Source organism: Vibrio sp. Evd11, from assembly GCF_900382755.1.
GTDB classification, from domain to species: domain Bacteria; phylum Pseudomonadota; class Gammaproteobacteria; order Enterobacterales; family Vibrionaceae; genus Vibrio; species Vibrio lentus.
The window spans coordinates 45,745-70,563 of sequence record NZ_OSDX01000015.1; the positions used below are offsets into that span (position 1 = coordinate 45,745).

General features: G+C 46.8%; 24 protein-coding genes. 14 read left to right on the forward strand and 10 right to left on the reverse strand.

Translation table 11 applies throughout. The features are described from left to right. Position 1 precedes the first annotated feature (1 nt). The 9 genes from gspF to ED652_RS08990 all read left to right on the forward strand — a co-directional run bounded on the left by gspF (position 2) and on the right by ED652_RS08990 (position 7,026). Entirely contained in the window at positions 2–1,222 is a 1,221-nt protein-coding gene (gene gspF / locus ED652_RS08950; RefSeq protein WP_122054421.1) for a type II secretion system inner membrane protein GspF, read from the forward strand. An 88-nt stretch (positions 1,223–1,310) separates the two neighbouring features. Beyond that, the gene (gene gspG / locus ED652_RS08955) at positions 1,311–1,754 is read left to right on the forward strand and encodes a type II secretion system major pseudopilin GspG (RefSeq protein ID WP_004735601.1); all 444 of its coding nucleotides are present in this window, start codon (positions 1,311–1,313) and stop codon (positions 1,752–1,754) included. 78 nt (positions 1,755–1,832) lie between these two features. After that, positions 1,833–2,426 (forward strand): type II secretion system minor pseudopilin GspH, encoded by a 594-nt coding sequence (gene gspH, locus ED652_RS08960; RefSeq protein ID WP_017107889.1) that lies wholly within the window; start codon positions 1,833–1,835, stop codon positions 2,424–2,426. Next, positions 2,413–2,787 (forward strand): type II secretion system minor pseudopilin GspI, encoded by a 375-nt coding sequence (gspI, locus tag ED652_RS08965; RefSeq protein ID WP_122054423.1) that lies wholly within the window; start codon positions 2,413–2,415, stop codon positions 2,785–2,787. Before gspH ends, gspI begins: the two co-directional genes overlap by 14 nt. Next, complete coding sequence (gspJ, locus tag ED652_RS08970) at positions 2,774–3,505, forward strand: type II secretion system minor pseudopilin GspJ (protein WP_122054424.1); 732 nt, start codon at positions 2,774–2,776, stop codon at positions 3,503–3,505. Before gspI ends, gspJ begins: the two co-directional genes overlap by 14 nt. After that, positions 3,489–4,538, forward strand: coding sequence for a type II secretion system minor pseudopilin GspK (gene gspK, locus ED652_RS08975; RefSeq protein WP_122054426.1), 1,050 nt, complete (start codon positions 3,489–3,491; stop codon positions 4,536–4,538). Before gspJ ends, gspK begins: the two co-directional genes overlap by 17 nt. Beyond that, complete coding sequence (gene gspL / locus ED652_RS08980; RefSeq protein WP_122054427.1) at positions 4,507–5,736, forward strand: type II secretion system protein GspL; 1,230 nt, start codon at positions 4,507–4,509, stop codon at positions 5,734–5,736. The genes gspK and gspL overlap by 32 nt, the downstream gene beginning before the upstream one ends. Positions 5,737–5,756: 20 nt before the next feature. Then, complete coding sequence (locus ED652_RS08985; RefSeq protein WP_017086954.1) at positions 5,757–6,245, forward strand: type II secretion system protein M; 489 nt, start codon at positions 5,757–5,759, stop codon at positions 6,243–6,245. 1 nt (position 6,246) lies between these two features. Continuing rightward, a complete protein-coding gene (locus tag ED652_RS08990; RefSeq protein ID WP_065113307.1) occupies positions 6,247–7,026 on the forward strand; it encodes a type II secretion system protein N in 780 nt (259 codons plus the stop codon). Between the two features lie 160 nt (positions 7,027–7,186). Here ED652_RS08990 and cysQ read toward each other — a convergent pair whose 3' ends face one another. From cysQ to ED652_RS09010, 4 genes are all read right to left on the reverse strand, one after another. Beyond that, complete coding sequence (gene cysQ, locus ED652_RS08995) at positions 7,187–8,014, reverse strand: 3'(2'),5'-bisphosphate nucleotidase CysQ (RefSeq protein WP_122054429.1); 828 nt, start codon at positions 8,012–8,014, stop codon at positions 7,187–7,189. Positions 8,015–8,050: 36 nt separating this feature from the next. Next, entirely contained in the window at positions 8,051–8,602 is a 552-nt protein-coding gene (nudE, locus tag ED652_RS09000) for an ADP compounds hydrolase NudE (protein WP_122054431.1), read from the reverse strand. A gap of 314 nt (positions 8,603–8,916) precedes the next feature. Continuing rightward, the gene (gene nfuA / locus ED652_RS09005) at positions 8,917–9,501 is read right to left on the reverse strand and encodes a Fe-S biogenesis protein NfuA (protein ID WP_009848013.1); all 585 of its coding nucleotides are present in this window, start codon (positions 9,499–9,501) and stop codon (positions 8,917–8,919) included. A gap of 109 nt (positions 9,502–9,610) precedes the next feature. Then, on the reverse strand, positions 9,611–10,324 hold the full coding sequence (locus tag ED652_RS09010) for a ComF family protein (RefSeq protein WP_174214625.1): 714 nt from the start codon (positions 10,322–10,324) through the stop codon (positions 9,611–9,613). 93 nt (positions 10,325–10,417) lie between these two features. On the opposite strand from ED652_RS09010, the gene bioH reads away from it, so the two are divergent. Both bioH and ED652_RS09020 read left to right on the forward strand, forming a co-directional pair. After that, positions 10,418–11,194 carry a pimeloyl-ACP methyl ester esterase BioH gene (gene bioH, locus ED652_RS09015; protein WP_122054434.1) on the forward strand — a complete coding sequence of 259 codons (777 nt, stop codon included), beginning with the start codon at positions 10,418–10,420 and terminating at the stop codon, positions 11,192–11,194. Between the two features lie 338 nt (positions 11,195–11,532). Further along, positions 11,533–12,006, forward strand: a complete 474-nt coding sequence (locus tag ED652_RS09020) for an ATP-dependent Lon protease (RefSeq protein WP_122054436.1) — start codon at positions 11,533–11,535, stop codon at positions 12,004–12,006. Between the two features lie 157 nt (positions 12,007–12,163). Here ED652_RS09020 and ED652_RS09025 read toward each other — a convergent pair whose 3' ends face one another. From ED652_RS09025 to ED652_RS09040, 4 genes are all read right to left on the reverse strand, one after another. Beyond that, the gene (locus ED652_RS09025; RefSeq protein ID WP_122054437.1) at positions 12,164–14,494 is read right to left on the reverse strand and encodes a Tex family protein; all 2,331 of its coding nucleotides are present in this window, start codon (positions 14,492–14,494) and stop codon (positions 12,164–12,166) included. A gap of 132 nt (positions 14,495–14,626) precedes the next feature. Beyond that, positions 14,627–15,964: an FAD-binding oxidoreductase gene (locus ED652_RS09030; protein ID WP_122054439.1), complete on the reverse strand. Its 1,338-nt coding sequence runs from the start codon at positions 15,962–15,964 to the stop codon at positions 14,627–14,629. Between the two features lie 43 nt (positions 15,965–16,007). Next, on the reverse strand, positions 16,008–17,489 hold the full coding sequence (nhaC, locus tag ED652_RS09035) for a Na+/H+ antiporter NhaC (protein WP_122054441.1): 1,482 nt from the start codon (positions 17,487–17,489) through the stop codon (positions 16,008–16,010). Positions 17,490–17,615: 126 nt separating this feature from the next. Beyond that, positions 17,616–18,575 (reverse strand): ornithine cyclodeaminase family protein, encoded by a 960-nt coding sequence (locus tag ED652_RS09040; protein WP_122054443.1) that lies wholly within the window; start codon positions 18,573–18,575, stop codon positions 17,616–17,618. A gap of 169 nt (positions 18,576–18,744) precedes the next feature. Between ED652_RS09040 and ED652_RS09045 the strand changes: the two genes are divergently transcribed. Further along, entirely contained in the window at positions 18,745–19,527 is a 783-nt protein-coding gene (locus ED652_RS09045) for an AraC family transcriptional regulator (RefSeq protein WP_122054444.1), read from the forward strand. A gap of 32 nt (positions 19,528–19,559) precedes the next feature. On the opposite strand, the gene greB is transcribed toward ED652_RS09045, so the two are convergent. Continuing rightward, on the reverse strand, positions 19,560–20,030 hold the full coding sequence (gene greB / locus ED652_RS09050; RefSeq protein ID WP_122054446.1) for a transcription elongation factor GreB: 471 nt from the start codon (positions 20,028–20,030) through the stop codon (positions 19,560–19,562). A 178-nt stretch (positions 20,031–20,208) separates the two neighbouring features. On the opposite strand from greB, the gene ompR reads away from it, so the two are divergent. After that, positions 20,209–20,928: a two-component system response regulator OmpR gene (ompR, locus tag ED652_RS09055; protein WP_009848007.1), complete on the forward strand. Its 720-nt coding sequence runs from the start codon at positions 20,209–20,211 to the stop codon at positions 20,926–20,928. A 165-nt stretch (positions 20,929–21,093) separates the two neighbouring features. Then, positions 21,094–22,389, forward strand: a complete 1,296-nt coding sequence (envZ, locus tag ED652_RS09060; RefSeq protein WP_017107875.1) for a two-component system sensor histidine kinase EnvZ — start codon at positions 21,094–21,096, stop codon at positions 22,387–22,389. A gap of 213 nt (positions 22,390–22,602) precedes the next feature. On the opposite strand, the gene recG is transcribed toward envZ, so the two are convergent. Then, positions 22,603–24,681, reverse strand: coding sequence for an ATP-dependent DNA helicase RecG (gene recG / locus ED652_RS09065; protein WP_122054447.1), 2,079 nt, complete (start codon positions 24,679–24,681; stop codon positions 22,603–22,605). Positions 24,682–24,819 lie beyond the last annotated feature (138 nt).

The window sequence follows — 24,819 nt, forward strand, 5'->3', positions numbered from 1 at the left end:
TATGGCGGCATTTGAATACAAAGCACTGGATGCCAAAGGCAAAAGTAAAAAAGGCTCAATTGAAGCAGATAATGCTCGTCAGGCTCGCCAAAGAATCAAAGAACTTGGCTTGATGCCGGTTGAGATGACCGAGGCTAAAGCAAAAACAGCAAAAGGTGCTCAGCCGTCGACCAGCTTTAAACGCGGCATCAGTACGCCTGATCTTGCGCTTATTACTCGTCAAATATCCACGCTCGTTCAATCTGGTATGCCGTTGGAAGAGTGTTTGAAAGCCGTTGCCGAACAGTCTGAGAAACCTCGTATTCGCACCATGCTACTCGCGGTGAGATCTAAGGTGACTGAAGGTTATTCGTTAGCAGATAGCTTGTCTGATTATCCCCATATCTTCGATGAGCTGTTCAGAGCCATGGTTGCTGCTGGTGAGAAGTCAGGACACCTCGATGCGGTATTGAAACGTTTGGCTGACTACGCAGAAAACCGTCAGAAGATGCGTTCTAAGTTGCTGCAAGCGATGATCTACCCAATCGTGCTGGTGGTGTTTGCGGTGACGATTGTGTCGTTCCTACTGGCAACGGTAGTGCCTAAGATCGTTGAGCCTATTATCCAAATGGGACAAGAGCTTCCTCAGTCGACACAATTTTTATTAGCATCGAGTGAATTTATCCAGAATTGGGGCATCCAATTACTGGTGTTGACCATTGGTGTGATTGTGTTGGTTAAGACTGCGCTGAAAAAGCCGGGCGTTCGCATGAGCTGGGATCGCAAATTATTGAGCATCCCGTTGATCGGCAAGATAGCGAAAGGGATCAACACCTCTCGCTTTGCACGAACACTTTCTATCTGTACATCGAGTGCGATTCCAATCCTTGAAGGGATGAAGGTCGCGGTTGATGTTATGTCGAATCACCATGTGAAACAGCAAGTATTACAGGCATCAGACAGCGTTAGAGAAGGCGCGAGCCTGCGTAAAGCGTTGGATCAAACCAAACTCTTCCCACCGATGATGCTACATATGATCGCCAGTGGTGAGCAGAGTGGTCAGTTGGAGCAGATGCTGACAAGAGCGGCAGACAACCAAGACCAAAGCTTTGAGTCTACGGTTAATATCGCCCTAGGTATCTTTACTCCAGCCCTTATCGCGTTGATGGCAGGCTTAGTGCTGTTTATCGTGATGGCGACACTGATGCCAATGCTTGAAATGAACAATTTAATGAGTGGTTAACGTACTGCTCATCAGACGTTAGTTTTTGGATTATCGAGAAGAAGGACATCATTTCCCTTAACTCGCTATCTGTAATTTGGAGAAAATAATGAAAAATAAAATGAAAAAACAATCAGGCTTTACCCTATTAGAAGTCATGGTTGTTGTCGTTATCCTTGGTGTTCTAGCAAGTTTTGTTGTACCTAACCTGTTGGGCAACAAAGAGAAGGCTGACCAACAAAAAGCCATCACTGATATCGTGGCGCTAGAGAACGCGCTCGACATGTACAAACTGGATAACAGCGTTTACCCAACAACGGATCAAGGCCTTGACGGGTTGGTGACAAAGCCAAGCAGTCCAGAGCCTCGTAACTACCGAGACGGCGGTTACATCAAGCGTCTACCTAACGACCCATGGGGCAATGAGTACCAATACCTAAGCCCTGGCGATAACGGCACAATTGATATCTTTACTCTTGGCGCTGATGGTCAAGAAGGCGGTGAAGGTATCGCTGCGGATATCGGTAACTGGAACATGCAGGATTTCCAATAAGCTTCGGCTTGTTGTTTGATAAGTTATTGAGCTTGATACGTTATTAATGGTAGGACGTAAACAGATGGAGTCTACAAGGTGAAAACTCAGCAAACACAGCCAGGTTTCACCTTGATTGAGATTCTCTTGGTGTTGGTACTACTGTCAGTAACGGCGGTCGCGGTGATCTCGACCATCCCTACCAATAGCAAAGATGTTGCCAAAAAATACGCTCAAAGCTTTTATCAGCGAATTCAGTTACTCAATGAAGAGGCTATCTTGAGTGGTTTAGATTTTGGTGTTCGTGTTGATGAAAAGAAATCGACCTACGTTTTGATGACTTTGAAGTCTGATGGTTGGCAAGAAACTGAGTTCGAAAAGATCCCCTCTTCAACTGAATTACCAGAAGACCTCGCACTGACGCTGACACTTGGTGGTGGTGCGTGGGAAGACGACGATCGCCTTTTTAATCCGGGAAGCTTATTTGATGAAGATATGTTTGCGGATCTGGAAGAGGAAAAGAAGCCAAAGCCACCACAGATCTACATCTTGTCGAGTGCTGAAACGACACCGTTTACGCTTTCTTTCTACCCAAACACCGGTGATACCGTGCAAGATGGCTGGCGTATTCGAGTGTTAGATAATGGTGTGATTCGATTGCTAGAGCCGGGAGAAGAAGATGAAGAGGAATAACCGTTCTCCTTATCGTTCTCGAGGAATGACTCTGCTTGAAGTATTGGTTGCGCTCGCTATCTTCGCTACAGCGGCGATCAGTGTGATTCGTGCCGTCACCCAGCACATTAATACACTCAGCTATCTAGAAGAAAAAACCTTCGCAGCGATGGTCGTTGATAATCAAATGGCCTTAGTGATGCTGCATCCTGAGAAGCTTAAAAAAGCGCAGGGTACACAAAAGTTAGCGGGAAGAGAGTGGTTCTGGAAGGTGACTCCCATCGATACCAGCGATAATTTATTAAAGGCGTTTGATGTGAGTGCGGCAACCAGCAAGAAAGCGTCTCCAGTCGTTACGGTGCGAAGTTATGTGGTTAACTAAGAGCATGTCGGCAAATAAGCCTACGCCGCGTAAACAACGTCTATCTTCAAAAGGGAGAGGCTTTACCTTAATTGAAGTATTGGTCTCGATTGCTATCTTTGCCACGTTAAGCATGGCGGCTTATCAGGTGGTTAATCAGGTGCAGCGAAGTAACGAGCTCTCAATTGAGCGCAGCGCCCGTTTGAATCAACTGCAACGTAGCTTAGTCATTTTAGATAATGATTTTCGCCAGATGGCGGTGCGACAATTTCGTACCAATGGTGAAGAAGCATCATCTAAGCTGATCTTAATGAAAGAGTATTTACTGGATTCCGACAGCGTTGGCATCATGTTTACTCGCTTAGGTTGGCACAACCCGCAGCAGCAGTTTCCTCGCGGTGAGGTGACGAAGGTTGGCTACCGCATCAAAGAAGAGACACTCGAGCGTGTATGGTGGCGTTACCCCGATACGCCTGCAGGCCAAGAAGGTGTGATTACCCCTTTGCTTGATGATGTCGAAGGCTTTGACATTGAGTTTTATGACGGGAGTCGCTGGGGGAAAGAGTGGCAAACCGATAAGTCCCTGCCGAAAGCGGTGAGGTTAAAGCTAACCTTGAAAGACTATGGTGAGATAGAGCGTGTTTATCTCACTCCAGGTGGCACCCTAGATCAGGCCGATGATTCTTCAAGTAATGACTCTTCAGGCAGTAGTGAGGGGAATAATGACTCATCGAACTAATAAGCGTATAGCGACAAGGTCAGCCTTGGGACGTAAACAACGTGGTGTCGCGCTGATCATTATTTTGATGCTATTGGCGATCATGGCCACCATTGCTGGCAGCATGTCTGAACGTCTGTTTACTCAATTCAAGCGCGTTGGTAATCAGCTGAATTACCAACAGGCCTATTGGTACAGCATTGGCGTGGAAGCGCTTGTGCAAGACGGCATTAGGCAAAGCTACAAAGACAGTGATACCGTAAACTTAAGCCAGCCGTGGGCGTTAGAAGAGCAAGTGTACCCACTCGATTATGGCCAAGTTAAGGGCCGAATCGTTGACGCTCAGGCGTGTTTTAATCTTAATGCCTTGGCTGGGGTTACGACGACTTCAAGTAACCAGACACCTTATTTAATCACGGTTTGGCAAACCTTGTTGGAAAACCAAGACGTTGAGCCTTATCAGGCTGAGGTTATCGCAAATTCCAGCTGGGAGTTTGTAGATAGTGATACCCGAACCACCTCTTCGTCTGGCGTAGAAGACAGTACGTATGAAGCAATGAAGCCATCTTATCTGGCGGCGAATGGTTTAATGGCGGATGAATCCGAGCTACGAGCGGTTTATCAGGTCACTGGTGAAGTGATGAATAAGGTTCGCCCATTTGTTTGCGCTTTACCCACCGATGATTTCCGTTTGAATGTGAATACTCTTACGGAAAAGCAGGCGCCTTTATTGGAAGCGATGTTTGCCCCCGGTTTAAGTGAGTCGGATGCCAAACAGCTGATAGACAAACGCCCGTTTGATGGTTGGGATACGGTCGACGCATTTATGGCCGAACCTGCCATTGTTGGCGTGAGTGCCGAAGTCAGCAAGAAAGCGAAAGCATATTTAACTGTAGATAGCGCCTATTTTGAGCTAGATGCAGAGGTATTAGTTGAGCAGTCACGTGTACGTATACGGACGCTTTTCTATAGTAGTAATCGAGAAACAGTGACGGTAGTACGCCGTCGTTTTGGAGGAATCAGTGAGCGAGTTTCTGACCGTTCGACTGAGTAGCGAACCACAAAGCCCTGTGCAGTGGTTAGTTTGGTCGACAAGCCAACAAGAAGTGATAGCAAGTGGCGAACTGTCTAGCTGGGAACAGCTTGACGAGTTAACGCCTTACGCTGAAAAGCGCAGCTGTATCGCTTTATTGCCGGGAAATGAATGCTTAATTAAGCGTGTTGAGATCCCGAAAGGTGCTGCTCGCCAGTTCGATTCTATGCTGCCGTTTTTGTTAGAAGACGAAGTGGCACAAGATATCGAAGACTTACATCTGACTATTTTAGATAAAGACGCGAGTCACGCTACCGTGTGTGGTGTGGATCGTGAATGGCTAAAACACGCTTTAGGTCTGTTTCGCGAAGCCAATATTATCTTCCGTAAGGTGCTGCCAGATACACTAGCCGTGCCTTTTGAAGAGCAAGGCATCAGTGCGTTGCAGATAGACCAGCACTGGTTATTGCGCCAAGGTCACTATCAAGCGGTATCGATCAGCGAAGCATGGTTACCGATGTTTTTGCAAAGTGATTGGGTTGTCGCTGGTGAGGAAGAGCAAGCGACAACAATTTTCAGCTACACCGCGATGCCGAGCGACGACGTTCAGCAGCAAAGTGGTGTGGAGTGGCAAGCTAAGCCTGCTGAATTGGTGATGTCTTTATTGAGTCAGCAAGCGATCACAAGCAGCGTGAATTTACTGACTGGCACCTTTAAAACCAAATCTTCATTCAGTAAATATTGGCGTGTTTGGCAGAAAGTGGCGATTGCTGCTTGTTTGCTGGTGGCCGTGATTGTAACTCAACAAGTGTTGAAGGTTCAGCAGTATGAAGCGCAAGCCGAAGCTTACAGAGCCGAGAGTGAACGTATTTTTAGAGCTGTGCTACCAGGTAAACAACGCATTCCGACAGTAAGCTACCTTAAGCGTCAGATGAATGATGAAGCTAAGAAATACGGTGGCTCAGGCGATGGTGACTCCTTACTCGGTTGGCTAGCATTGTTGCCAGAAACCTTAGGACAAGTGAAGTCGATCGAAGTTGAAAGTATTCGTTATGATGGTAACCGTTCTGAGGTTCGACTTCAGGCCAAAAGTTCTGACTTCCAACACTTTGAGACCGCAAGGGTGAAACTCGAAGAGAAGTTTGTCGTTGAGCAAGGGCCATTGAACCGTAATGGCGATGCCGTATTTGGCAGCTTTACTCTTAAACCCCATCAATAACCTGCGTAAGGAGATCAGTGATGAGAAATATGATTGAACCACTCCAAGCGTGGTGGACTTCAATAAGTCAAAGAGAGCAGCGATTAGTTGTTGGCTGCTCAGTTTTATTGGTGTTGGGTGTCGTTTATTGGGGGTTGTTACAGCCACTCAGTCAGCGAGCTGAACTTGCACAAAGTCGTATTCAAAGTGAGAAGCAGCTTCTTGCTTGGGTAACGGACAAAGCCAATCAAGTCGTTGAACTACGAGGCAGCGGTGGCATCAGTGCCAGTCAGCCTTTGAACCAATCTGTGCCTGCTTCTATGCGCCGTTTTAACATCGAGCTGATACGCGTACAACCACGTGGTGAGATGCTGCAAGTGTGGATTAAGCCTGTGCCATTTAATAAGTTCGTTGACTGGCTGACATACCTGAAAGAAAAGCAGGGTGTTGAGGTTGAGTTTATGGATATTGATCGCTCTGATAGCCCTGGGGTTATTGAGATCAACCGACTACAGTTTAAACGAGGTTAATGTGAAACGCGGTTTATCTTTCAAATATGGCCTGTTATTCAGCGTCATTTTTATCGTTTTTTTCTCGGTAAGCTTGTTGCTGCATTTGCCTGCCGCTTTTGCTCTCAAGCATGCGCCCGCTGTGCGTGGTTTAAGCATCGAAGGCGTTGAGGGCACCGTTTGGCAAGGTCGCGCTAACAATATTGCGTGGCAGCGTGTCAATTACGGCTCAGTGCAGTGGGACTTCCAGTTCTCTAAACTATTCCAAGCCAAAGCCGAGCTTGCGGTTCGCTTTGGTCGTAACAGCGATATGAACTTATCTGGTAAAGGTCGTGTTGGATATAGCATGAGCGGTGCTTACGCGGAAAATTTAGTCGCATCCATGCCAGCAAGAAACGTGATGAAATATGCGCCGGCTATCCCAGTGCCAGTGTCTATTGCAGGACAAGTTGAACTGACCATCAAACATGCGGTTCATGCTCAGCCTTGGTGCCAATCTGGCGAAGGTACGCTTGCTTGGTCTGGTGCAGCTGTCGACTCGCCAGTGGGTTCATTAGACCTCGGCCCTGTGATTGCGGATATTACCTGTGAAGACAACACCATTGCAGCTAAAGGCATCCAGAAGAGTGAGCAAGTGGACAGTGAGTTCTCTGCGAGCGTAACGCCTAATCAAAGCTACACCTCGGCGGCATGGTTTAAACCGGGTGCTGAATTCCCATCAGCAATGCAGAGCCAGCTTAAGTGGTTGGGCAACCCCGACAGCCAGGGTAAATATCAGTTTACCTACCAAGGTCGTTTTTAGCCCGGTATCGACTTCTGATCTAGTATCCGCCGGTTATCAAATAATGAGATATAAAAAATGGGCACCTCAATGAGGTGCCCATTTTGTTTGAATGCTTAACTGCTTAACTGCTTAACTGCTTAGCTGCTTAATTGGTTAACCACGATCAAAGCCGTCGAGTTTAGTATTTACCTTGTAAGATTTCTGCCCAAGGTAAGTCTGCATCACCAAGTACAATGAAGTTTGGATTCTCTAGAGTATCCCTTTCATTGTAAGAGAGTGGCTCTAATTGAGTGCTTAGGATTCGGCCTCCGGCTTCTTCAACAATGCACTGGGTTGCGGCTGTATCCCACTCTCCGGTTGGTCCAATACGTAGATAACAATCCACAGCACCTTCTGCGACTAAACATGCCTTAAGCGCTGCTGAGCCAAGAGGAACCAAGTCGTAGTTCCAAGCAGAGCTCATACGACTAGTGATGCGGTTGATGTCTTGACGACGACTGATCGCCATCGCGATGGATTGGTTTGGCAGCTCGTGACGATGCGTTTTGATTTTTACACTGTCATTGAGGTCTGGGATCTTCCAAGCGCCTTTGCCACTGTAAGCGTAATAGCTCACACCCGAAACAGGCGCGTACACGACGCCCATTACCGGCTTGTTATGCTCAATTAAGGCGATGATTGTTGCAAAGTCGCCACTTCTTGCGATGAACTCTTGCGTGCCATCGAGTGGGTCAACTAACCAGTAGCGATCCCATTGAGAGCGTTGCTCTAGGCTGATGTCGGCGTCTTCTTCGGATAATACGGGAATATCAGGCGTTAGCTCACTGAGTTTTTTTAATATCAGCTTATGTGCTGCAAGGTCGGCACTGGTGACCGGAGTGTCATCACTCTTGGTGAACTCTTCGTAATCCTTTTTCTCGTAAATCTCTAAGATGAGTTGGCCTGCAGAGCGAGCAATCTCAATGATAGAGGGTAGGAGGTGAGACAAATCTTTTGTTATTGGCATAAATATTCTCTTACTCTTCGAGCGAGCCTGAATGTTCTAATTATTGTTTAATACACGAAGGGCTAATAGTAGAGCTGTAATACTGCGAGCCTCACAGAAGTCGAGATGCGTTAACAGTTCTTCGGCTTGAGCAAGTGGCCAGCGGACAATGTCTAGTGGCTCTGGCTCATCACCTTCTAGCTTCTCTGGATAGAGTTCTTCTGCGATAAACAGCGTCATTTTGCTAGAGAAATAAGAGGGGGCGAGAATCACTTCTTTTAAAGGCGTGAGTTTATTAGCGCCAAAGCCAATCTCTTCTTTTAGTTCACGAACCGCGGCTTCATTTGGTTGTTCGCCGGGATCAATCAGTCCTTTTGGGAAGCCGAGTTCATAGCGTTCAGTACCCGCAGCGTATTCACGTACCAACAGAATATCGCCTTGCTCAGTAATCGGAACCATCATTACTGCGTTGCGGCCGCTGGGTTTCATACGTTCGTAGGTACGCTCTACACCGTTGGAAAAGCGTAAATCGAGAGACTCGATAGAGAATAGTTTTGATTGAGCGACAGTTTGTTGAGCCAAAATTTCTGGCTTGCTCCTTTTTGTCATTGCGCTCGCTCCTTAGCTCATTGGAATTCTTTCTTATATAGTCATTCTAATATAGGGGAAATAGAGTTGAGTTCCTAGATCCTAGTTTTCATATCCTGAAATTATTGAATCAGGAACCGATTGCGATCACTTGAATACCTTACTGCAAATGGTAACGCGCCCGTTATTATTGCCATTGAACGAGAAATAGACGGTTCGGAAGTACTCTGCTGTTTTAAACACAAAAAAAGGTTGATGCTTGCACATCAACCTTTTTATTGAATCTTTAACTTTCTACTGGCTAAGACTGTATGAGTGCTTAGTCGTAAAAGAGCTTAGTAGTAAGAGTGCTCACCGCGATCGTGCTCAGTTGCATCACGAACGGCAGTCAATTCACCTTCGAATTGTTGAAGAAGTTCTTTCTCGATACCTTCTTTAAGTGTTACATCAACCATAGAACAACCGTTACAACCGCCGCCAAATGCAACGATAGCAGCACCTTCTTCAGTGATCTCTACTAGGCTAACGTGACCGCCGTGGCCAGCAAGTTGTGGGTTCACTTGTGTTTGGATTGCATACTCAACACGTTCTATCAACGTTGCATCGTCTGATACTTTACGCATCTTCGCGTTTGGCGCTTTAAGTGTAAGTTGAGAGCCCATTTTGTCTGTAACGAAGTCAATTTCAGCTTCATCTAGGAATGGTAGGCTTAGCTCATCTACGTACGCAGAGAAAGCTTCAAAAGAAAGCTTTGTGTCAGACGCTTCGATAGCATCTGTTGGGCAGTAAGAAACACCACACTCAGCGTTTTGCGTACCTGGGTTTACCACGAACACACGAATGTTTGTACCTTCAGGCTGCTGTGACAGCAGATTGGCAAAATGAGTTTGAGCGGTTTCTGTAATAGTAATATTTGACACGACGAATACCTGAGTAGATTTGTAGGTTATTAGCGCCATTCTACTCCTGTCAGATTTGTAATTCAGCCCTTTTTTGTTGGATTGCTGTACAAGTAGTGATTCACACTATTTATCCAGAGGGCTCAGGAGTGCGGCAGATACAGTAAATATCAATCCTTTTCACGCCCACTTCAAGTAGTAATTGGCATAATTGATACACTGTACTGCCTGTGGTTACAACATCATCAATTATTGCAATGTGAGGATAATCAGTTGCTTCAAAGTCGCGATGAAGAAGTGTGAAAGCTCCGTTCAGGTTACGCAACCTTATAGACTTGGTTAACCCTTGTTGAGAAAGCGTGGCGCGATTTCGCCGAAACAATACATCACTTTTCACCCCTAATTCTTGAGCGGTATAGTTCGCCAATAACTGGCTTTGGTTAAAGCTGCGTTGAATGTATCGAGTCCAATGTAAAGGGACACTGGTAATCAGCGGGGCTGGATGGTCAATGCGTGAGGCTAATAACTTCGACAGATCACGAGCAAACCAAAACTTATCGGAATACTTCATCTGCTGAATATAGTGTGCGGTTGGGAAGGTGTAATCGCCCACACAATAGAGACGATGCCACGGTGGCGGTTTAGATAAACACTGACCACATTGTTCGACGGTAGTGAGAGTTTTTAAGCCACACCGCTGGCAGCGCGGCCTTGGCTCGAAGAGATTAAGACAATCATTACACCATCGCGGATGAGCATCATTGGGGGATTTATCCAATTTACATAGGTGACATTGAGGTGTGACCAGCCGTGGTGTGTGTTTTTGTAGCCAATCAGATAACATAGCTCGCAGTGCTTTTGGGTTATGGTGTTCTTTTTACTCACCATACTGAAACGTACCCTTGATGGTGGATGAAATAAGTAGGGAATATTGAGAATGAGTGACGCGTTATATTGGCATGTTTCAGGGCAAGGACCCGATTTGGTACTGGTCCACGGCTGGGGAATGAACGGTGCGGTATGGCAACAAACCGTGAATGCATTAGAAGCTGATTTTCGAGTACATGTGGTGGATTTACCTGGGTATGGACACAGCGCGCATTGCCACGCTCAAGATCTTGAAGAGATTGCTCAACAACTGATTGTCGACGCTCCTAAGCAGGCTATTTGGGTGGGTTGGTCGCTGGGTGGGGTGGTCGCAACACACATGGCTCTCCATCACTCAGACTACGTGAGCAAACTGGTGACTGTCGCCAGCTCCCCTAAATTCGCCGCCGCAAAAGAACCCGTATTATGGCGAGGCATTCAGCCAAACGTATTAACCGCATTCACCGAGCAACTGGTTGAAGATTTTCAAACCACCATCGAACGCTTTATGGCGCTGCAAACCATGGGCAGTCCTTCTGCAAGGCAAGATGTCAAACAGCTCAAGCAAGCGGTGCTTTCACGCCCGTTGCCGAATCCTGATTCTTTATTGGCTGGCTTAAAGATGCTGTCTGATGTCGACCTACGTGAACAGTTACCTCAGATTTCAGTACCGATGCTGCGTTTGTATGGTCGACTGGATGGTTTAGTGCCAATAAAAGTTGCCAAAGATTTGGGTGCCGCACTGCCTCATACCGAACAATACATCTTTACTCAGTCCTCGCATGCGCCATTTATGACCGAAGCGGATGCCTTCTGCAGTGAACTGATTAGCTTCGCGCAAAAATAATAGCTAAATTTATAGCCGGCTTGGTCGATATATAACCTAATACCAATCACAGTAAGTAAGTGTTCAAAGATAGCGTAGGAAAAAGGTTTGAGAACAAGGCAGAGCTTTTTGATAAGTAGTTATTCTACAATCAAAAATTCTAACGCCGTTATCGAGCATTTTAACAAGTTAGGATGAGCCGTTATTTACTACGATTGGTATAACCAAAGCGTTGCATGATACTCAGACCTCACTCTCTCCTGAGCTGATTGCGGTAAGTTTTGGGCTATGCCTGTTGTGTAACTCAGCACAGCAGTGTTATGGCAAGAGTGATGGGCGATTCTTGAGGAGAGTTCGCGATGATTGTGTCACCTGCAACTGCAGTAAGTGTGCCACTGATCGCCCCATCCGTTAATGTGCAAACAGAGCAAGTTGCGCGTGATAATAGAGTTCGAGAGCCTGTCGCTCCCGCAGTAGCATTGGCAAAAACCAATGCAGAACGAAAGGTAAAACCGGACGATAAACGAAGGCAGCAGTCGGCTTGGGATCCTTCAGACCATCCTGGTTATGAAATGGATAATGAGTCAGAAGCCAATTCGATTAGCCATGAAGAACCTCAAGATCCTTTTGATAGGTTATTCAGCTTGTTGGCACTGAAGACATACAGTGTCGACCAAGGAAAAGGCTATACCATGCGTTTTCGCCTGCCAAAGCATGTTTTAGATGCGGCGATCCAGGAGGGACAGATGGAGAAACGACGTAAGGTCATAAAATACCATTATGGTCATGCTGTTGCGCCTCATGCTCCATCAGAAATGCTGATTGTGTTATAAATCGAAAACTTATGACCCAACCAAACTTCGATGTCTTTTTTGAACACATAATAAAAAAACCTGCATACCCTAAGGGATGCAGGTTTTCTGTTTTAGGCGCGTCAGTTCTGGTGAAGATTAAACTGACGTTTCAACCGCTGCTTCGTTAAAACAAAAGTTATTTCTTCGCTTTAGCAAAGGCAGCTGCGAAAGCACCGCCCATCGCAGCGTTTTGTTGCGGCTCCTCACGACGGCGTTGTCCACCTTGTGAGTTTTGATTTGGTCGGTTTTGCGTACGAGGTGCACTTGAACGTTGCGCTCGATTATCTTGTCCAGGTTCATCTTTCATGCGCATGCTTAGTGCAATACGTTTACGCTGAACATCCACTTCCATCACCTTCACTTTCACGATATCACCGGCTTTCACCACTTCACGTGGGTCAGCGACAAAGCGATCGGTCAGCGCTGAAATGTGTACCAAGCCGTCTTGGTGAACACCAATATCTACGAACGCACCAAAGTTTGCCACGTTTGAAACCACACCTTCTAAGATCATGCCAGGTTCCAAGTCAGACATGCTATTTACGCCATCGGCGAACGTTGCCGTCTTGAATTCAGGACGAGGATCTCGACCCGGCTTATCCAGCTCTTTGATGATGTCGGTTACTGTCGGTACACCAAAATTCTCATTAGTGTAATCAACCGCATGTAAGCCACGTAAGAAGTCTGTGTTACCTACCAGAGACTTGATGTCTTTGTGGTTTTTCTCGGCGATGGTTTTTACCAATGGGTAAGCTTCTGGGTGAACCGATGATGCGTCTAGCGGGTTCTTACCATCCATGATACGCAGGAAGCCAGCACACTGTTCAAAGGCTTTTGGCCCTAAACGAGCGACTTTCTTCAAGGTAGTACGGGCTTCAAAGCGACCGTTTTCATCACGGAAATCCACGATGTTCTGAGCGATGGTGCTAGAAAGGCCTGCTACGCGAGTAAGTAGCGCGGCAGACGCGGTGTTCACATCAACACCTACGGCGTTTACACAGTCTTCGACAATCGCATCTAGGCGCTTAGCGAGCATAGTTTGGCTAACGTCGTGTTGGTATTGGCCCACACCGATCGATTTAGGATCTATCTTCACTAGTTCTGCCAGTGGATCTTGTAGACGACGCGCAATAGACACCGCACCACGAATCGAGACATCCATATTCGGGAATTCTTTTGCCGCTAGCTCAGAAGCAGAATAAACCGATGCGCCCGCTTCGCTAACAATGATTTTCTGTGCTGTTAGGTTGCCACGCTTAATCACATCAGCAACAAAGCTGTCTGTTTCGCGTGAAGCCGTGCCATTACCAATCGCAATCAAATCAACATTGAACTGGCGAACCATCTGCTCAACAACGTGCGCAGACTTGTCGTATTGCTTTTGAGGTGGGTGAGGGTAAATGGTCTCTGTTGCCAGAACCTTACCGGTTGAATCCACCACGGCGATTTTTGAACCGGTACGTAAACCTGGATCTAAGCCCAATGTTGCACGAGGACCAGCAGGTGCGGCCATTAGCAGGTCTTTAAGGTTGGTTGCGAACACCTCAATCGCTTCGATTTCACCGCGTTCTTTCATCGCGCCCATCAACTCGGTTTCCATGTGCATAGAAACCTTGATACGCCATGCCCAGCTAATCACTTGCTTGCGCCATGCATCTGCAGGTGCGCTGCTTAGGGTAATACCGTAGTGATCAGAGATGATGTTTTCGCAGTATGAACCGCGTACACCTTCTTCTTGCTCTGGGTCTGCATTCATTGCCAGCGTTAGGAAGCCTTCATTTCGGCCACGTAGCATTGCAAGTGCACGGTGAGAAGGCACTTTGTTGAGTGTTTCGTTGTGTTCGAAATAGTCTTTGAATTTCTCGCCTGCTTGTTCTTTGCCTACCACGATACGTGAAACGAGTTCTGAGTTGCGTGTTAGATGTTGGCGAATCTTTTCAAGTAGGTTTGCGTCTTCTGCAATACGCTCCATCACGATTGCACGTGCACCATCTAGCGCGGCTTTAGTATCAGCAATGCCTTTATCGCTGCTGATGAAGTTAGCGGCTTCGGTTTCAGGGTCGTGCTGTGGTTCGTTCCAAAGTGTATCGGCAAGTGGCCCTAAGCCTGCTTCGATTGCGATCTGACCTTTGGTACGACGCTTTGGTTTGTATGGTAGGTATAAATCTTCAAGGCGAGTCTTGCTGTCAGCTTGAGTGATATCACGCTCCAGTTCTGGCGTGAGTTTACCTTGGTCTTGAATCGACTTCAGGATCGTTTGGCGGCGATCGTTTAGTTCGCGAAGGTATGAAAGGCGACTATCAAGGTTACGGAGTTGGGTATCGTCTAAGCCACCCGTGACTTCTTTACGGTAGCGGGCAATAAAGGGAACGGTGTTACCGTCGTCAATTAGGTTTACTGCGGCGGTGACTTGCTCTGAACGAACATTCAGTTCTTCAGCGATCAGTCGACAGATAGCTTGGCTCATCCGATGAATCTCTAGTTTGATGTTGATGGCTCTATTCTACGGAGTAAAGTAGCGCAAGCAAGCGGTGATATCTCAATGGTGTGTAAGCATGAAGCGATATGTGAAGCGGAAAAATCCTCCTCTATCAGCCTGTTAGGGGTATTTTAATGGGTGGCTAGCTGCAATCAATAACCCTTTACCCTTTACCCTTTTAAACCTATCTACTCGATACGGAGCAACATCAAATTCAGGCTCTGTTTTACGCAACAAGCTAATGACCAACTCCGCGCTAATAGCAGCTTGCGTCAATCCAAGGTGCTGGTGGCCAAAAGCAAACAATAATTGTGGATGATGTGGATGTCGATCTATCACCGGCAGCGAATCGGCAATCGTGGGTCTATGTCCCATCCATTCACTCACTGGCAACGTCGAATTTTTTAATAACGGTAGCAGTTGCCAGCTGTGATGGCGCAGTACATTAAACCTGCGAGCAAATGCTGGTAAACGTAAGCCTCCTATTTCTGTTACCCCCACGACCCTTAAACCAGACGCCAATGGGCTCATAACAAATTTACGCTCTGCAGAGCCCATAGGATGCTTGAGTGGCTTAGATTTCAACTCCGTTGTATCTATCGTCAAGTGATACCCACGCTCAGCTTCGAGTGGAATGGAAATGCCCATTTGTTTTAATAACGGTTTCCCCCAAGCTCCTGTGCAAAGCACCGCATGATCAAATACATGAAAATCTGTGGTGACCACTCTAACGGAATTACCTTGTGGGTGAATTTTGTTTACTTCAGCTTGTTCAAAGCCCCCCCCTCGGGTCTGAAAAACCGCAAATAAATGTTTTGATAGGAGGTAAGGGTCCTTAACTCGGCAAGCATTGGGAAAAAACAGAGCATGACTGACCGTCTCAGCCAGCCCAGGTTCTTTTTCCCTTAGTTGTGCTCCTTGCAATAAGACGCTTTCTACTTCCCACTGTGCAAGATAAGCAGCATGCGCTTTTGCCTCTTCTAATTTACTTGCTGATTCCCATACCAATAAATAACCTGATGGTACGAGATTTTCTTGGGCTCCAATATCGGCCAAGCAGCGTTGCCAAGCGGGAACTGCTGCTTGATTGAGTTGATAGAGCGCATTTCTGGTTGCCTCCACTTTTGAAGAAGAGGCAGATCGAACAAAGCATGCTAACCAAGGGATCGCCTTGGGAAGATACTGCCAAGGCAGTGCCAGTGGACCTTTTGGATCTATCCACATTTTTGGCGCAGAAGACAATGTCTTTTTTGTTGCCAAAGGATCCATCAATTCTGTTGCTAAGTAACCCGCATTGCCAAACGAAGCCCCTTTACCCGGCAGTCCCTTATCAAATAGTGTGACCTGATAGCCATGGCGCTGCGCTTCTAGCGCTGTACAGAGGCCAACGACTCCAGCCCCAATTACTGCAACAGTGGGCTGAACTTCATTCGGTGTGTGTATAGCGGATTGTGTCATGTTTTACCTACTGGCTTAGCTAAAGAATAGTGTGTGATATGGTTCAGTGGGGGCTGCCACTGGTGGCTGAAACCATCTGCTTATTTGCAGCATCATCTTTCTCGGTACGCTTTGAAAACCAGCCTGTTTGTGCGTAAATAATGCCGATAGTTGGTGATAACCAACAAGCAAATGCCAATGGTGCGTATAGCAAGGCACTGTAATCACCAGGAGTGACAACTAGCCCTAATGTTCCCATTACAAATGCGCCACCCGCATTCCAAGGGATCAAGGGCGAGACTAATGTACCTCCTTCTTCAATCGCTCTGGATAGATTTAGTCTGCTATAACCGAGTCTGTCGTATTGCGCTCCAAACATACGGCCTGGCAACGCTATAGAGAGGTACACGTCACCCGATACGGCGTTGGTCGCTACCGAAGTGAGGATGGCATTGGTTTGTAACCCTCTGAAACCTCTAGTGGACTTCATTATTGCATTGACGACTGACTCCAAACATCCGGTACGCTCCAACGCACCACCAAATGCCAGCGCAAACATCATTAAGGTGATCACCCAGGTCATGGATGTGACGCCACCACGATTCAGCAAATTATCTAGCGCTGCAGATCCGGTCTCTATTTTGTATCCACTATGGGCAAATGTCAGGATGTCATTTAGGTTGTAATCATAATTATGCACCGCCACACCGGCACCGAAAACAAAGCCTGTGAACAGGGCAGGGATCGGCGCTATTTTGTAAAACGCGAGCACTATCACCGCTAAAAGTGGCAGTAAAGGAAGAAAGCCAAGAGAGAAGTGACTCTCCAAACCCGATTGAATAGCGGTAATTTCTTGTAGCTGCTGAGCCCCTGATGTCGTATCACCCATCACTACGTCACCAAGAATTGAGTACAGCGTTAAAGCAATTAGCATGGCGGGAATGGTGGTCGGCATCATGTTCCGAATATGAGCGAACACATTAGTTTCAGTCACAGCGGCAGCAAGGTTGGTCGTATCAGACAATGGTGAAATTTTATCGCCAAAAAAAGCACCAGATACAACCGCTCCCGCAGTCCAGTAGGCTGGTATACCAAAAGCAAAACCAATACCAACCAACGCAAGGCCCACCGTACCTACTGTGGTCCAACTCGAACCAATAGAAAGGGAAACAACAGAGCACAATAGCATTGTGGCAGCAAGAAACCATTCAGGTTCGATTAAGATCAAACCGTAATAAATTAGAGTCGGTACCGTACCACTGGCAATCCAGGTGCTGACTAGCATGCCAACAACAATAAGGGTTGCAATTGAAGGCATTGCCACGTGTAAAACACGAAATGCGCCGGACTCTATGTCCTGCCAACGCAGCCCTTGATACCAACCAACCAGCGCGGTAATAGCGAAGCCAATGGCCAGTGCAATATGTGGGGTGAAGTCGTCATAATAAAAAATTTGTGTAGCTAACAGCGCAATGGTGAGAATAATCGGTACGATCGCCAAGCCTAACGGTGGTGGAGTCGTATAATCTGAATTCTTTTTAGTCATAGGTGTTTTTCCAAATTAAGTCACGAGAATCACACCTGACAAGGTGCGCGAGTATGGAATTACTGCTAGTGGATAAACAGGCCGACAGTAAAATCAAAGCCTAATACACGTCGGCCTTATTACTCTTTAAACGCTCTGTACTGACTGGTAGGCTAGAATCGCTCCAGCCAGATCTTCACGAGAATCGCCTACCGATTTGAAAAGAGTGATCGCGGCTTCAGGGTCGTCAAGGCCTGCACGCCCCGCATGTTGACCACTACACAAGGTTGAAAAGTCGGCTAAAATATTCTCTTCGGTAATTACACCATCACGGATAGGAATGATCAACTCGCCCGTCTCAACCAGTGCTGCTGCTTTTACATCCACAAAAACATTGGCTCGTTTTAGGGCTTCATTGTCGGTTTCACGCATCGTAGGAGTAAAGCTCCCAACTAAGTCTAAATGCACACCGGGTGTAAGCCACTCCCCTTTAATGATGGGTGCTGTTGAAAGCGTTGCACAACTGATCAGATCAGCGTCTCTTGCTACCGCTTCCAGTTGGTCATTTGGGCAGGCAACAGCGTCCACTCCCTCATCACGTAACTCGGTTACTAATTGCTCAGCAGCGGATTGATTGATATCCCACACATGAACGGTTTTGATTGGGCGCACACTCATATGCGCTGGGATTAAGCGTCGTGCTACTCTTCCCGCTCCAACCATCAGCATTTTGCTCGCTGTTTCAAGCGATAGATAATGAGAAGCCAGTGCTGAAGCAGCCGCTGTTCTGCGTGCCGTTAGCTCGTTCCCGTCAATCTGAGCTAACATTTTCCCAGTTTTACCACAACTTAGTAGATAATGGCTGCTGAGTCCTGGTTGATTACGAGCAGAGTTACCCGGAAAAACATTGACCTGTTTCACTCCCAAATACTCACCTTCAATCCATGCCGGCATTAAGAGTAAAGTTGCGCTAGGATCTTGCGGTACATTCATGGTGTGGTGATGACGAATCGGTGCCGTTACATCGCGTGTGAAAATATCCTTTAGCGCGCTGATTAAAGGTCTCCACGGTAGTGCGTTGTGAACTTGTTGTTGGTTAAGTTGCATGCCATCCTTCCTTCCTTGTTAATATATTGTTATGTTATCTGTTAAAAGAAATGAATATTTGCCTGAGACTCTGTGGTATTTAACTCAGACTCCGAAAGTGAAAGATTTTGGGGAAAGAAGCGCTACAGTGGGGGAAACTAAGATCTCAGATAAACGTAGGAAAGACACGGTGAATCAAACTCAGATCAGACGAAATGTTATTGCTAGACGTCAGGGCCAGCATTTACACAGCTATGCTCAAGTGCTGCTAGGTTGGCGAGGTACCATGGCGTGTGAGTTTGAACGTGAAAGTGGGCAAATAGGTCACGGTACAGTGGCCGTCGTTCCCAATAACACACCGCATTTTTATAATGGTCTAAGTCAAGACAGTGAGCTATTAGTCATTGACTTAGCCCCTGCCGATCCTTATATCCAAGCTCTAGAGCAAGCGTGTAATTTGTCATTACAGGAATCGATATTTCAGCAGCCTTATTTTTTAGACTTAGGGGCCGAAAGCCAGATATTATTGGACTTTGCCGCTCAGAAAGTTCGGCAAGATACGATGTCACCACAGACAAACTGCCAGTTAGTGTCGTTGTTTTTAACGCAATTAGGCCAAATGTCGGTAGCATCTACTACGCCTTCACCTCACCGTCGCTTAGAAGCGAGTCACTTAAATGCTTACATTGACCAACACATCGCGACTGCGTTAACTAATACTCAGCTTGCTCACGCAATGCATTTGAGTGAGAGTCACTTCTACTGTTTATGTCAAAAACAGTTTGGGGTGACACCACAAAAATATGTCATGCAGCGACGCATGCAAAAAGCACAACTTTTACTTCGTAATAGCAGCATGCCAATGACCGAACTTGCGGCCGAGGTTGGCTTTTCGCAGTTATCGAGTTTTTCACGTGCTTACAAACGCAGTTTTCAACATTCTCCTAGCGACACACGCCGAAAGCCACGCTAATAACAAGTCGATAGATCAAGCTTGTTCGATTTTTAATAGTGAATCGCGTTAATGAACCACTCTTTGTCGCCTTCTGGTGTGGTTACCGTAAATTCATCATCCACTTCTTTCTTGAGCAAAGCTCTAGCCATTGGTGAGTCGATAGAGATATAACCTTTAGCATCGCCGTAGATCTCTTCAGGTCCTACAATGCGAAACTTCTTAATTTCCCCTTCATCATTCTCAATCTCGACCCAAGCACCGAAAAATACCTTGCCTTCTTGTTGTGGCGAGTAATCCACGATAGTGACATCAGGTAGGAACTTTCTTAAGAAACGCACTCGGCGATCAATCTGACGAAGCAAACGCTTATTGAACGTGTAATCTGCGTTTTCTGAACGATCTCCAAGGCTTGCAGCCCAAGTGACTATCTTAGTAATTTCAGGACGCTTCTCGTGCCATAAGTGGTCATGCTCTGCTTTGAGCTTGTTATAACCTTCTCGGGTGATAAGTTTGGTTTTCATAAATCTGACTTAATGAAATGATGATCTAAGATAGAATATATAGAAAGGCAACATACGTTAACAATTATTTAGGCGACTTTTTCTCCAATAATGTTACATTTTTAATGTCTTATACCAATATACAATGTACCAAGAATGCTTAACCTTAGGTTTAAGCTTTAATAGGTGGAACCATTACATGCAAGAAAACTACAAAATTTTAGTGGTCGATGACGATGCTCGTTTACGTGCACTGTTAGAACGCTATCTGTCAGAGCAAGGCTTTCAAGTGCGTAGCGTGGCAAACAGTGAGCAGATGGACCGCCTGTTAACCCGTGAAAATTTTCACTTGATGGTATTGGATTTAATGTTACCGGGCGAAGACGGTCTATCGATCTGTCGCCGTCTAAGAAATGCAAATAACTCGCTACCAATCCTGATGCTGACCGCAAAGGGTGACGAAGTGGATCGCATTGTGGGTTTGGAAGTGGGTGCTGATGATTACCTGCCAAAACCATTTAACCCACGTGAACTGCTTGCTCGTATCAAAGCGGTAATGCGTCGCCAAGTGATTGAAGCACCGGGCGCGCCAAGCACAGAAGAGTCTGTGGTTGAGTTTGGTGAGTTCCGCCTGAACCTAGGTACGCGTGAAATGTTCCGCGGTGAAGAGCCAATGCCTCTTACCTCAGGTGAATTTGCGGTTCTGAAGTCACTGGTCACTAACGCTCGTGAGCCAATGTCTCGCGATAAGCTTATGAACATGGCGCGTGGCCGTGAATATTCAGCAATGGAACGTTCTATCGATGTTCAGATTTCGCGTTTGCGTCGTCTAGTAGAAGAAGATCCAAGTAAACCTCGTTATATCCAAACGGTGTGGGGCTTGGGTTATGTATTCGTTCCAGATGGCAAAGCTGTGTAATCTAGCTTTATAAGCTCAAAAGCAGCTTGATCGATTCTGTGAATCAGAATTCTTTATTTACGGGTCATCTCATTAATATGTGATGGCCCGTTTTGTATTCAGCACAATGGTTTACAGCTATAGTTCCCACTATATCCCTTTATCATCCCTCACTTTAGGTCTCCTATGCGCATACGTAGCTCCTTTACTCAGTCGATAGTGCTCTTCTTAACCCTGTTGGTTGCTAGCCAAGTTTTTTCTTATTACGCCGTGTTCAACTATGCCTTGATGCCAAGTTTGCAGCAGTTCAATAAGATTTTGGCTCACGAGTTAAACCTAGTATTGGATCAAGGCAGTGATATCGAAATTGATGCGCCACTGCGCCAGCGTGTGCTTGAGCAACTTGGGGTGACCGTTCACGCCAAAGACAGTGAAGCATCGGGCGAGTATTACCATGCGATGGCGATTGACCTAATGAGTGAGGAAATGACCAAAGAGCTAGGTTCTGAAACGGAAGTTCGGCTGATTCTAGGTAAAGAGAGTTACGTGCTGTGGATGGACATCGCTCAGTTGCCTAACTCATTGATTCGCATACCTCTATCAGAGCTTCAAGAAGAAGACTTCGCACCTCTATTTCGTAATAGCTTGATTATGGCGATGTTGATTGTTGCTGGTGGTTGGCTGTTTATCCGATTGCAAAATCGTCCGCTGATAGCGTTAGAAACAGCAGCTCAAGGCGTAGGGCGTGGTGATATTCCACCGCCACTGCCAGTGCAGGGAGCGCAAGAGATTCGCTCGGTGACTCGAGCCTTTAATCAGATGTCGAAAGGCATTCAAGAACTGGAAGAAGATAGAGCCCTGTTGATGGCGGGTATCAGTCATGATTTGCGTACGCCACTGACCCGCATTCGCTTGGCCACTGAAATGATGTCGCCCGAAGACAGCTACTTAGCGGAAGGGATCATCAGTGATACTGAAGAGTGTAACGAGATCATCAGTCAGTTTATGGACTACCTAAAGCCCGTTGATCGAGAGTCATTCCAAGCGGTATTTGTCGATGATATTGCCCGTGAAGTGTCCAGTTCAGAAGGTGGCTACGAGATACAGATTGAAACCGATATTCCGGAAGCAATGAAACCTGCATTAGGTAACCCGATTGCGATGAAGCGCGCTGTGAGTAACTTGGTGGTGAATGCACTGCGTTACGGCAATGGTTGGGTGAAGGTTTCGACGGGGATGACGGCCGATAATAAACTGGCTTGGGTAACCGTTGAAGATAACGGACCAGGGATCCCGCAAGACCAAGTCGGTAAGTTGTTTGAACCGTTTACGCGTGGTGATACTGCTCGTGGCAGTGAAGGTACTGGCTTAGGTTTAGCGATCGTCAAACGTATTGTCAGTCAGCACCAAGGTGCTGTTGTGGTCAATAACCGCAGTGAGGGCGGTTTAAAAGCGCAGATCAGTTTTCCTGTGAAGCCCTAGGTTTGAGTTAACGATCTGAGTTGGTTGGGGCTGGTGATAGATCCCCGACTCGGTCATTCTTCCCTCTCGGGGATGACGAAAAATACCGTCATTCCCTATAGTGAGGAACTAACGAGTAGGGAATCTCGCTCTTGTTTGATGAAAGTGACGAGCACTAAAAGGGCTTCCTTGAGGGAAGCCTTTTTACGTTTTAGATTATGTTAGTTTTGCTCATTAAGCCTTAGAGTAAACATCGCGCTCACCCAACCAACGGTTGATGATTGCTTTGGCGTTGTCTGGGTAGCTATCGTGAATATGACGCGCGATACGCTGCACTTCAGGTATCAAACGTTGGTCACGGACTAAGTCGGCAATCTTGAAGTCAGCCAAGCCTGTTTGTTTGGTACCAAGTAATTCACCGGGGCCACGAATCTCTAAATCACGCTGAGCAATAACAAAGCCATCGTTACTTTCACGAAGTACCCCTAATCGCTTCTGAGCGGTTTTAGACAGCGGAGAGTGATACAGCAGTACACAATGGCTCGCGACCGAGCCACGGCCAACACGGCCACGCAGTTGGTGGAGTTGCGCTAGACCAAGACGCTCTGGGTTCTCGATGATCATTAAGCTCGAATTCGGTACGTCCACACCTACTTCAATCACGGTTGTAGCAACTAACAGGTGCAGTTTGTTCTCTTTGAATTCCTGCATCACCGCTTGTTTCTCAGCGGGTTTCATTCGGCCATGAACCAAACCAATTTTTACGTCGGGCAGTTTGCGTTGCAGCTCTTCTGCAGTGTCGGCAGCGGCTTGTGCTTCTAATACTTCCGATTCATCAATTAGCGTACACACCCAGTAGGCTTGTTTGCCTTCATTGAGACACGCATTTTTCACACGCTCAACAATGTCATCGCGCTTGGTATCAGGAATCGCCACGGTTTGAATCGGGGTCCGCCCCGGTGGCAGTTCATCAATAATAGAAGTTTCAAGGTCGGCATAGGCCGTCATCGCCAGCGTTCGTGGAATTGGTGTTGCCGTCATTACAAGTTGATGAGGGTAATAACCCTGCTTCGCGCCTTTTTCACGCAGCTCCAATCGCTGGTGGACACCAAATCGGTGTTGCTCATCGATGATCACTAAACCAAGGTTGTTGAACTCGACATGCTCTTGGAATAGCGCATGAGTACCGACCACCATTTGCGCTTCGCCGCTGGCAATATGTGTTAGTTCAGTTTCACGAGCCTTGCCTTTGAGTTTACCTGCCAGCCAACCGACTTGAATGCCCATCGCCTCAAACCAGTTAGCAAAGTTAATCGCGTGCTGTTCTGCCAATAGTTCGGTTGGTGCCATTAAGGCGACTTGCTGGCCGTGTTCAAGTGCGCGAACCGCAGCTAAAGCAGCGACTAAGGTTTTACCTGAACCTACATCGCCCTGCACTAAGCGCATCATAGGGTGCGGCTTTTCCAAGTCAGCTTCGATCTCTTTGGTTACTCGTGCTTGAGCATTGGTTGGAGAAAACGGCAGCTGAGCCAATAGCTTGTCTTTGAGGGTGTTCGCCGGAGGAAAAGGCATTGCTTTGTCTTGCTGCCCTTTGCTACGGACTGACAGCATCGATAAGTTTTGAGCCAGTAGCTCTTCCATAATCAGACGCAGTTGCGCGGGGTGTTTACCTTCATCAAACAGCTCTAGGTCAATGCCTGGAGGTGGCCTATGAATGGTATGCAAAGCTTGCGCAAGGGTAATTTGGTGGTCGTATAAACCTGATGGTAAAAGCTCATTAACCGCGGCCTTGTCGATTAACTCTAGAGCTTGTTCGGTAAGGTTACGCAGCGTGACTTGTCTTAACCCCTCGGTGGTTGGATACACTGGAGTGAGGTTGGCTTCAACATCTGGCTGTTGCCTCGGCGCAAAGAATTTGTAGTCAGGGTGGACGATCTCAAGCCCCATATTACCGCGCTTTATCTCACCATAGGCATGGACTTGTTTGCCTTCGGCAAAGTTATTCTTCATACCGGCGGTGAAGTTGAAAAAGCGTAGGGTAATGGTGCCGTTACCATCACTGATCTTTACCGCCAACATCTTACGTTTGCCGAAAATGGTATCGACATGCATTACCTTGCCTTGTACTGCTGCCCATAAACCTGCATGCAGTTTTACGATTGGGTAGATACGCGTTCGATCTTCATAGCGCAAAGGCAGGTGAAACAGTAGGTCTTGTACATTGTTAAGCCCAACCTTTTCCAGTTTCTCTGCGACTTTTGCGCCGACTCCAGATAAAGAGTTGAGAGGGATAGCAGATAAAAGCTGTGACATAACAAGGCTCATAAACGTAAGAGAGATAATCTATTCAAGCATTTTACTGGATTTTTGTACAGGGTAAAGCTTAGAAGCAGATGAGGGATGAGAGTGAACGAGATGCGACGGGATGAAGAGCAGATGCGGGATGAGAGT

Excerpts from the sequence above, each read along its gene's own strand:
- nhaC (WP_122054441.1), bottom strand. The coding sequence starts at position 17,489 with ATGACTAAAAAGAATTCAGATTATACGACTCCACCACCGTTAGGCTTG.
- ED652_RS09025 (WP_122054437.1), bottom strand. The coding sequence starts at position 14,494 with ATGAGCCAAGCTATCTGTCGACTGATCGCTGAAGAACTGAATGTTCGT.
- bioH (WP_122054434.1), top strand. The coding sequence starts at position 10,418 with ATGAGTGACGCGTTATATTGGCATGTTTCAGGGCAAGGACCCGATTTG.
- gspJ (WP_122054424.1), top strand. The coding sequence starts at position 2,774 with ATGTGGTTAACTAAGAGCATGTCGGCAAATAAGCCTACGCCGCGTAAA.
- ED652_RS09020 (WP_122054436.1), top strand. The coding sequence starts at position 11,533 with ATGATTGTGTCACCTGCAACTGCAGTAAGTGTGCCACTGATCGCCCCA.
- cysQ (WP_122054429.1), bottom strand. The coding sequence starts at position 8,014 with ATGCCAATAACAAAAGATTTGTCTCACCTCCTACCCTCTATCATTGAG.
- recG (WP_122054447.1), bottom strand. The coding sequence starts at position 24,681 with ATGTCACAGCTTTTATCTGCTATCCCTCTCAACTCTTTATCTGGAGTC.
- envZ (WP_017107875.1), top strand. The coding sequence starts at position 21,094 with ATGCGCATACGTAGCTCCTTTACTCAGTCGATAGTGCTCTTCTTAACC.
- gspI (WP_122054423.1), top strand. The coding sequence starts at position 2,413 with ATGAAGAGGAATAACCGTTCTCCTTATCGTTCTCGAGGAATGACTCTG.
- ED652_RS09010 (WP_174214625.1), bottom strand. The coding sequence starts at position 10,324 with ATGTTATCTGATTGGCTACAAAAACACACACCACGGCTGGTCACACCT.
- greB (WP_122054446.1), bottom strand. The coding sequence starts at position 20,030 with ATGAAAACCAAACTTATCACCCGAGAAGGTTATAACAAGCTCAAAGCA.
- nudE (WP_122054431.1), bottom strand. The coding sequence starts at position 8,602 with ATGACAAAAAGGAGCAAGCCAGAAATTTTGGCTCAACAAACTGTCGCT.
- gspK (WP_122054426.1), top strand. The coding sequence starts at position 3,489 with ATGACTCATCGAACTAATAAGCGTATAGCGACAAGGTCAGCCTTGGGA.
- gspF (WP_122054421.1), top strand. The coding sequence starts at position 2 with ATGGCGGCATTTGAATACAAAGCACTGGATGCCAAAGGCAAAAGTAAA.
- gspG (WP_004735601.1), top strand. The coding sequence starts at position 1,311 with ATGAAAAATAAAATGAAAAAACAATCAGGCTTTACCCTATTAGAAGTC.
- ompR (WP_009848007.1), top strand. The coding sequence starts at position 20,209 with ATGCAAGAAAACTACAAAATTTTAGTGGTCGATGACGATGCTCGTTTA.
- ED652_RS09040 (WP_122054443.1), bottom strand. The coding sequence starts at position 18,575 with ATGCAACTTAACCAACAACAAGTTCACAACGCACTACCGTGGAGACCT.
- ED652_RS08985 (WP_017086954.1), top strand. The coding sequence starts at position 5,757 with ATGAGAAATATGATTGAACCACTCCAAGCGTGGTGGACTTCAATAAGT.
- ED652_RS09030 (WP_122054439.1), bottom strand. The coding sequence starts at position 15,964 with ATGACACAATCCGCTATACACACACCGAATGAAGTTCAGCCCACTGTT.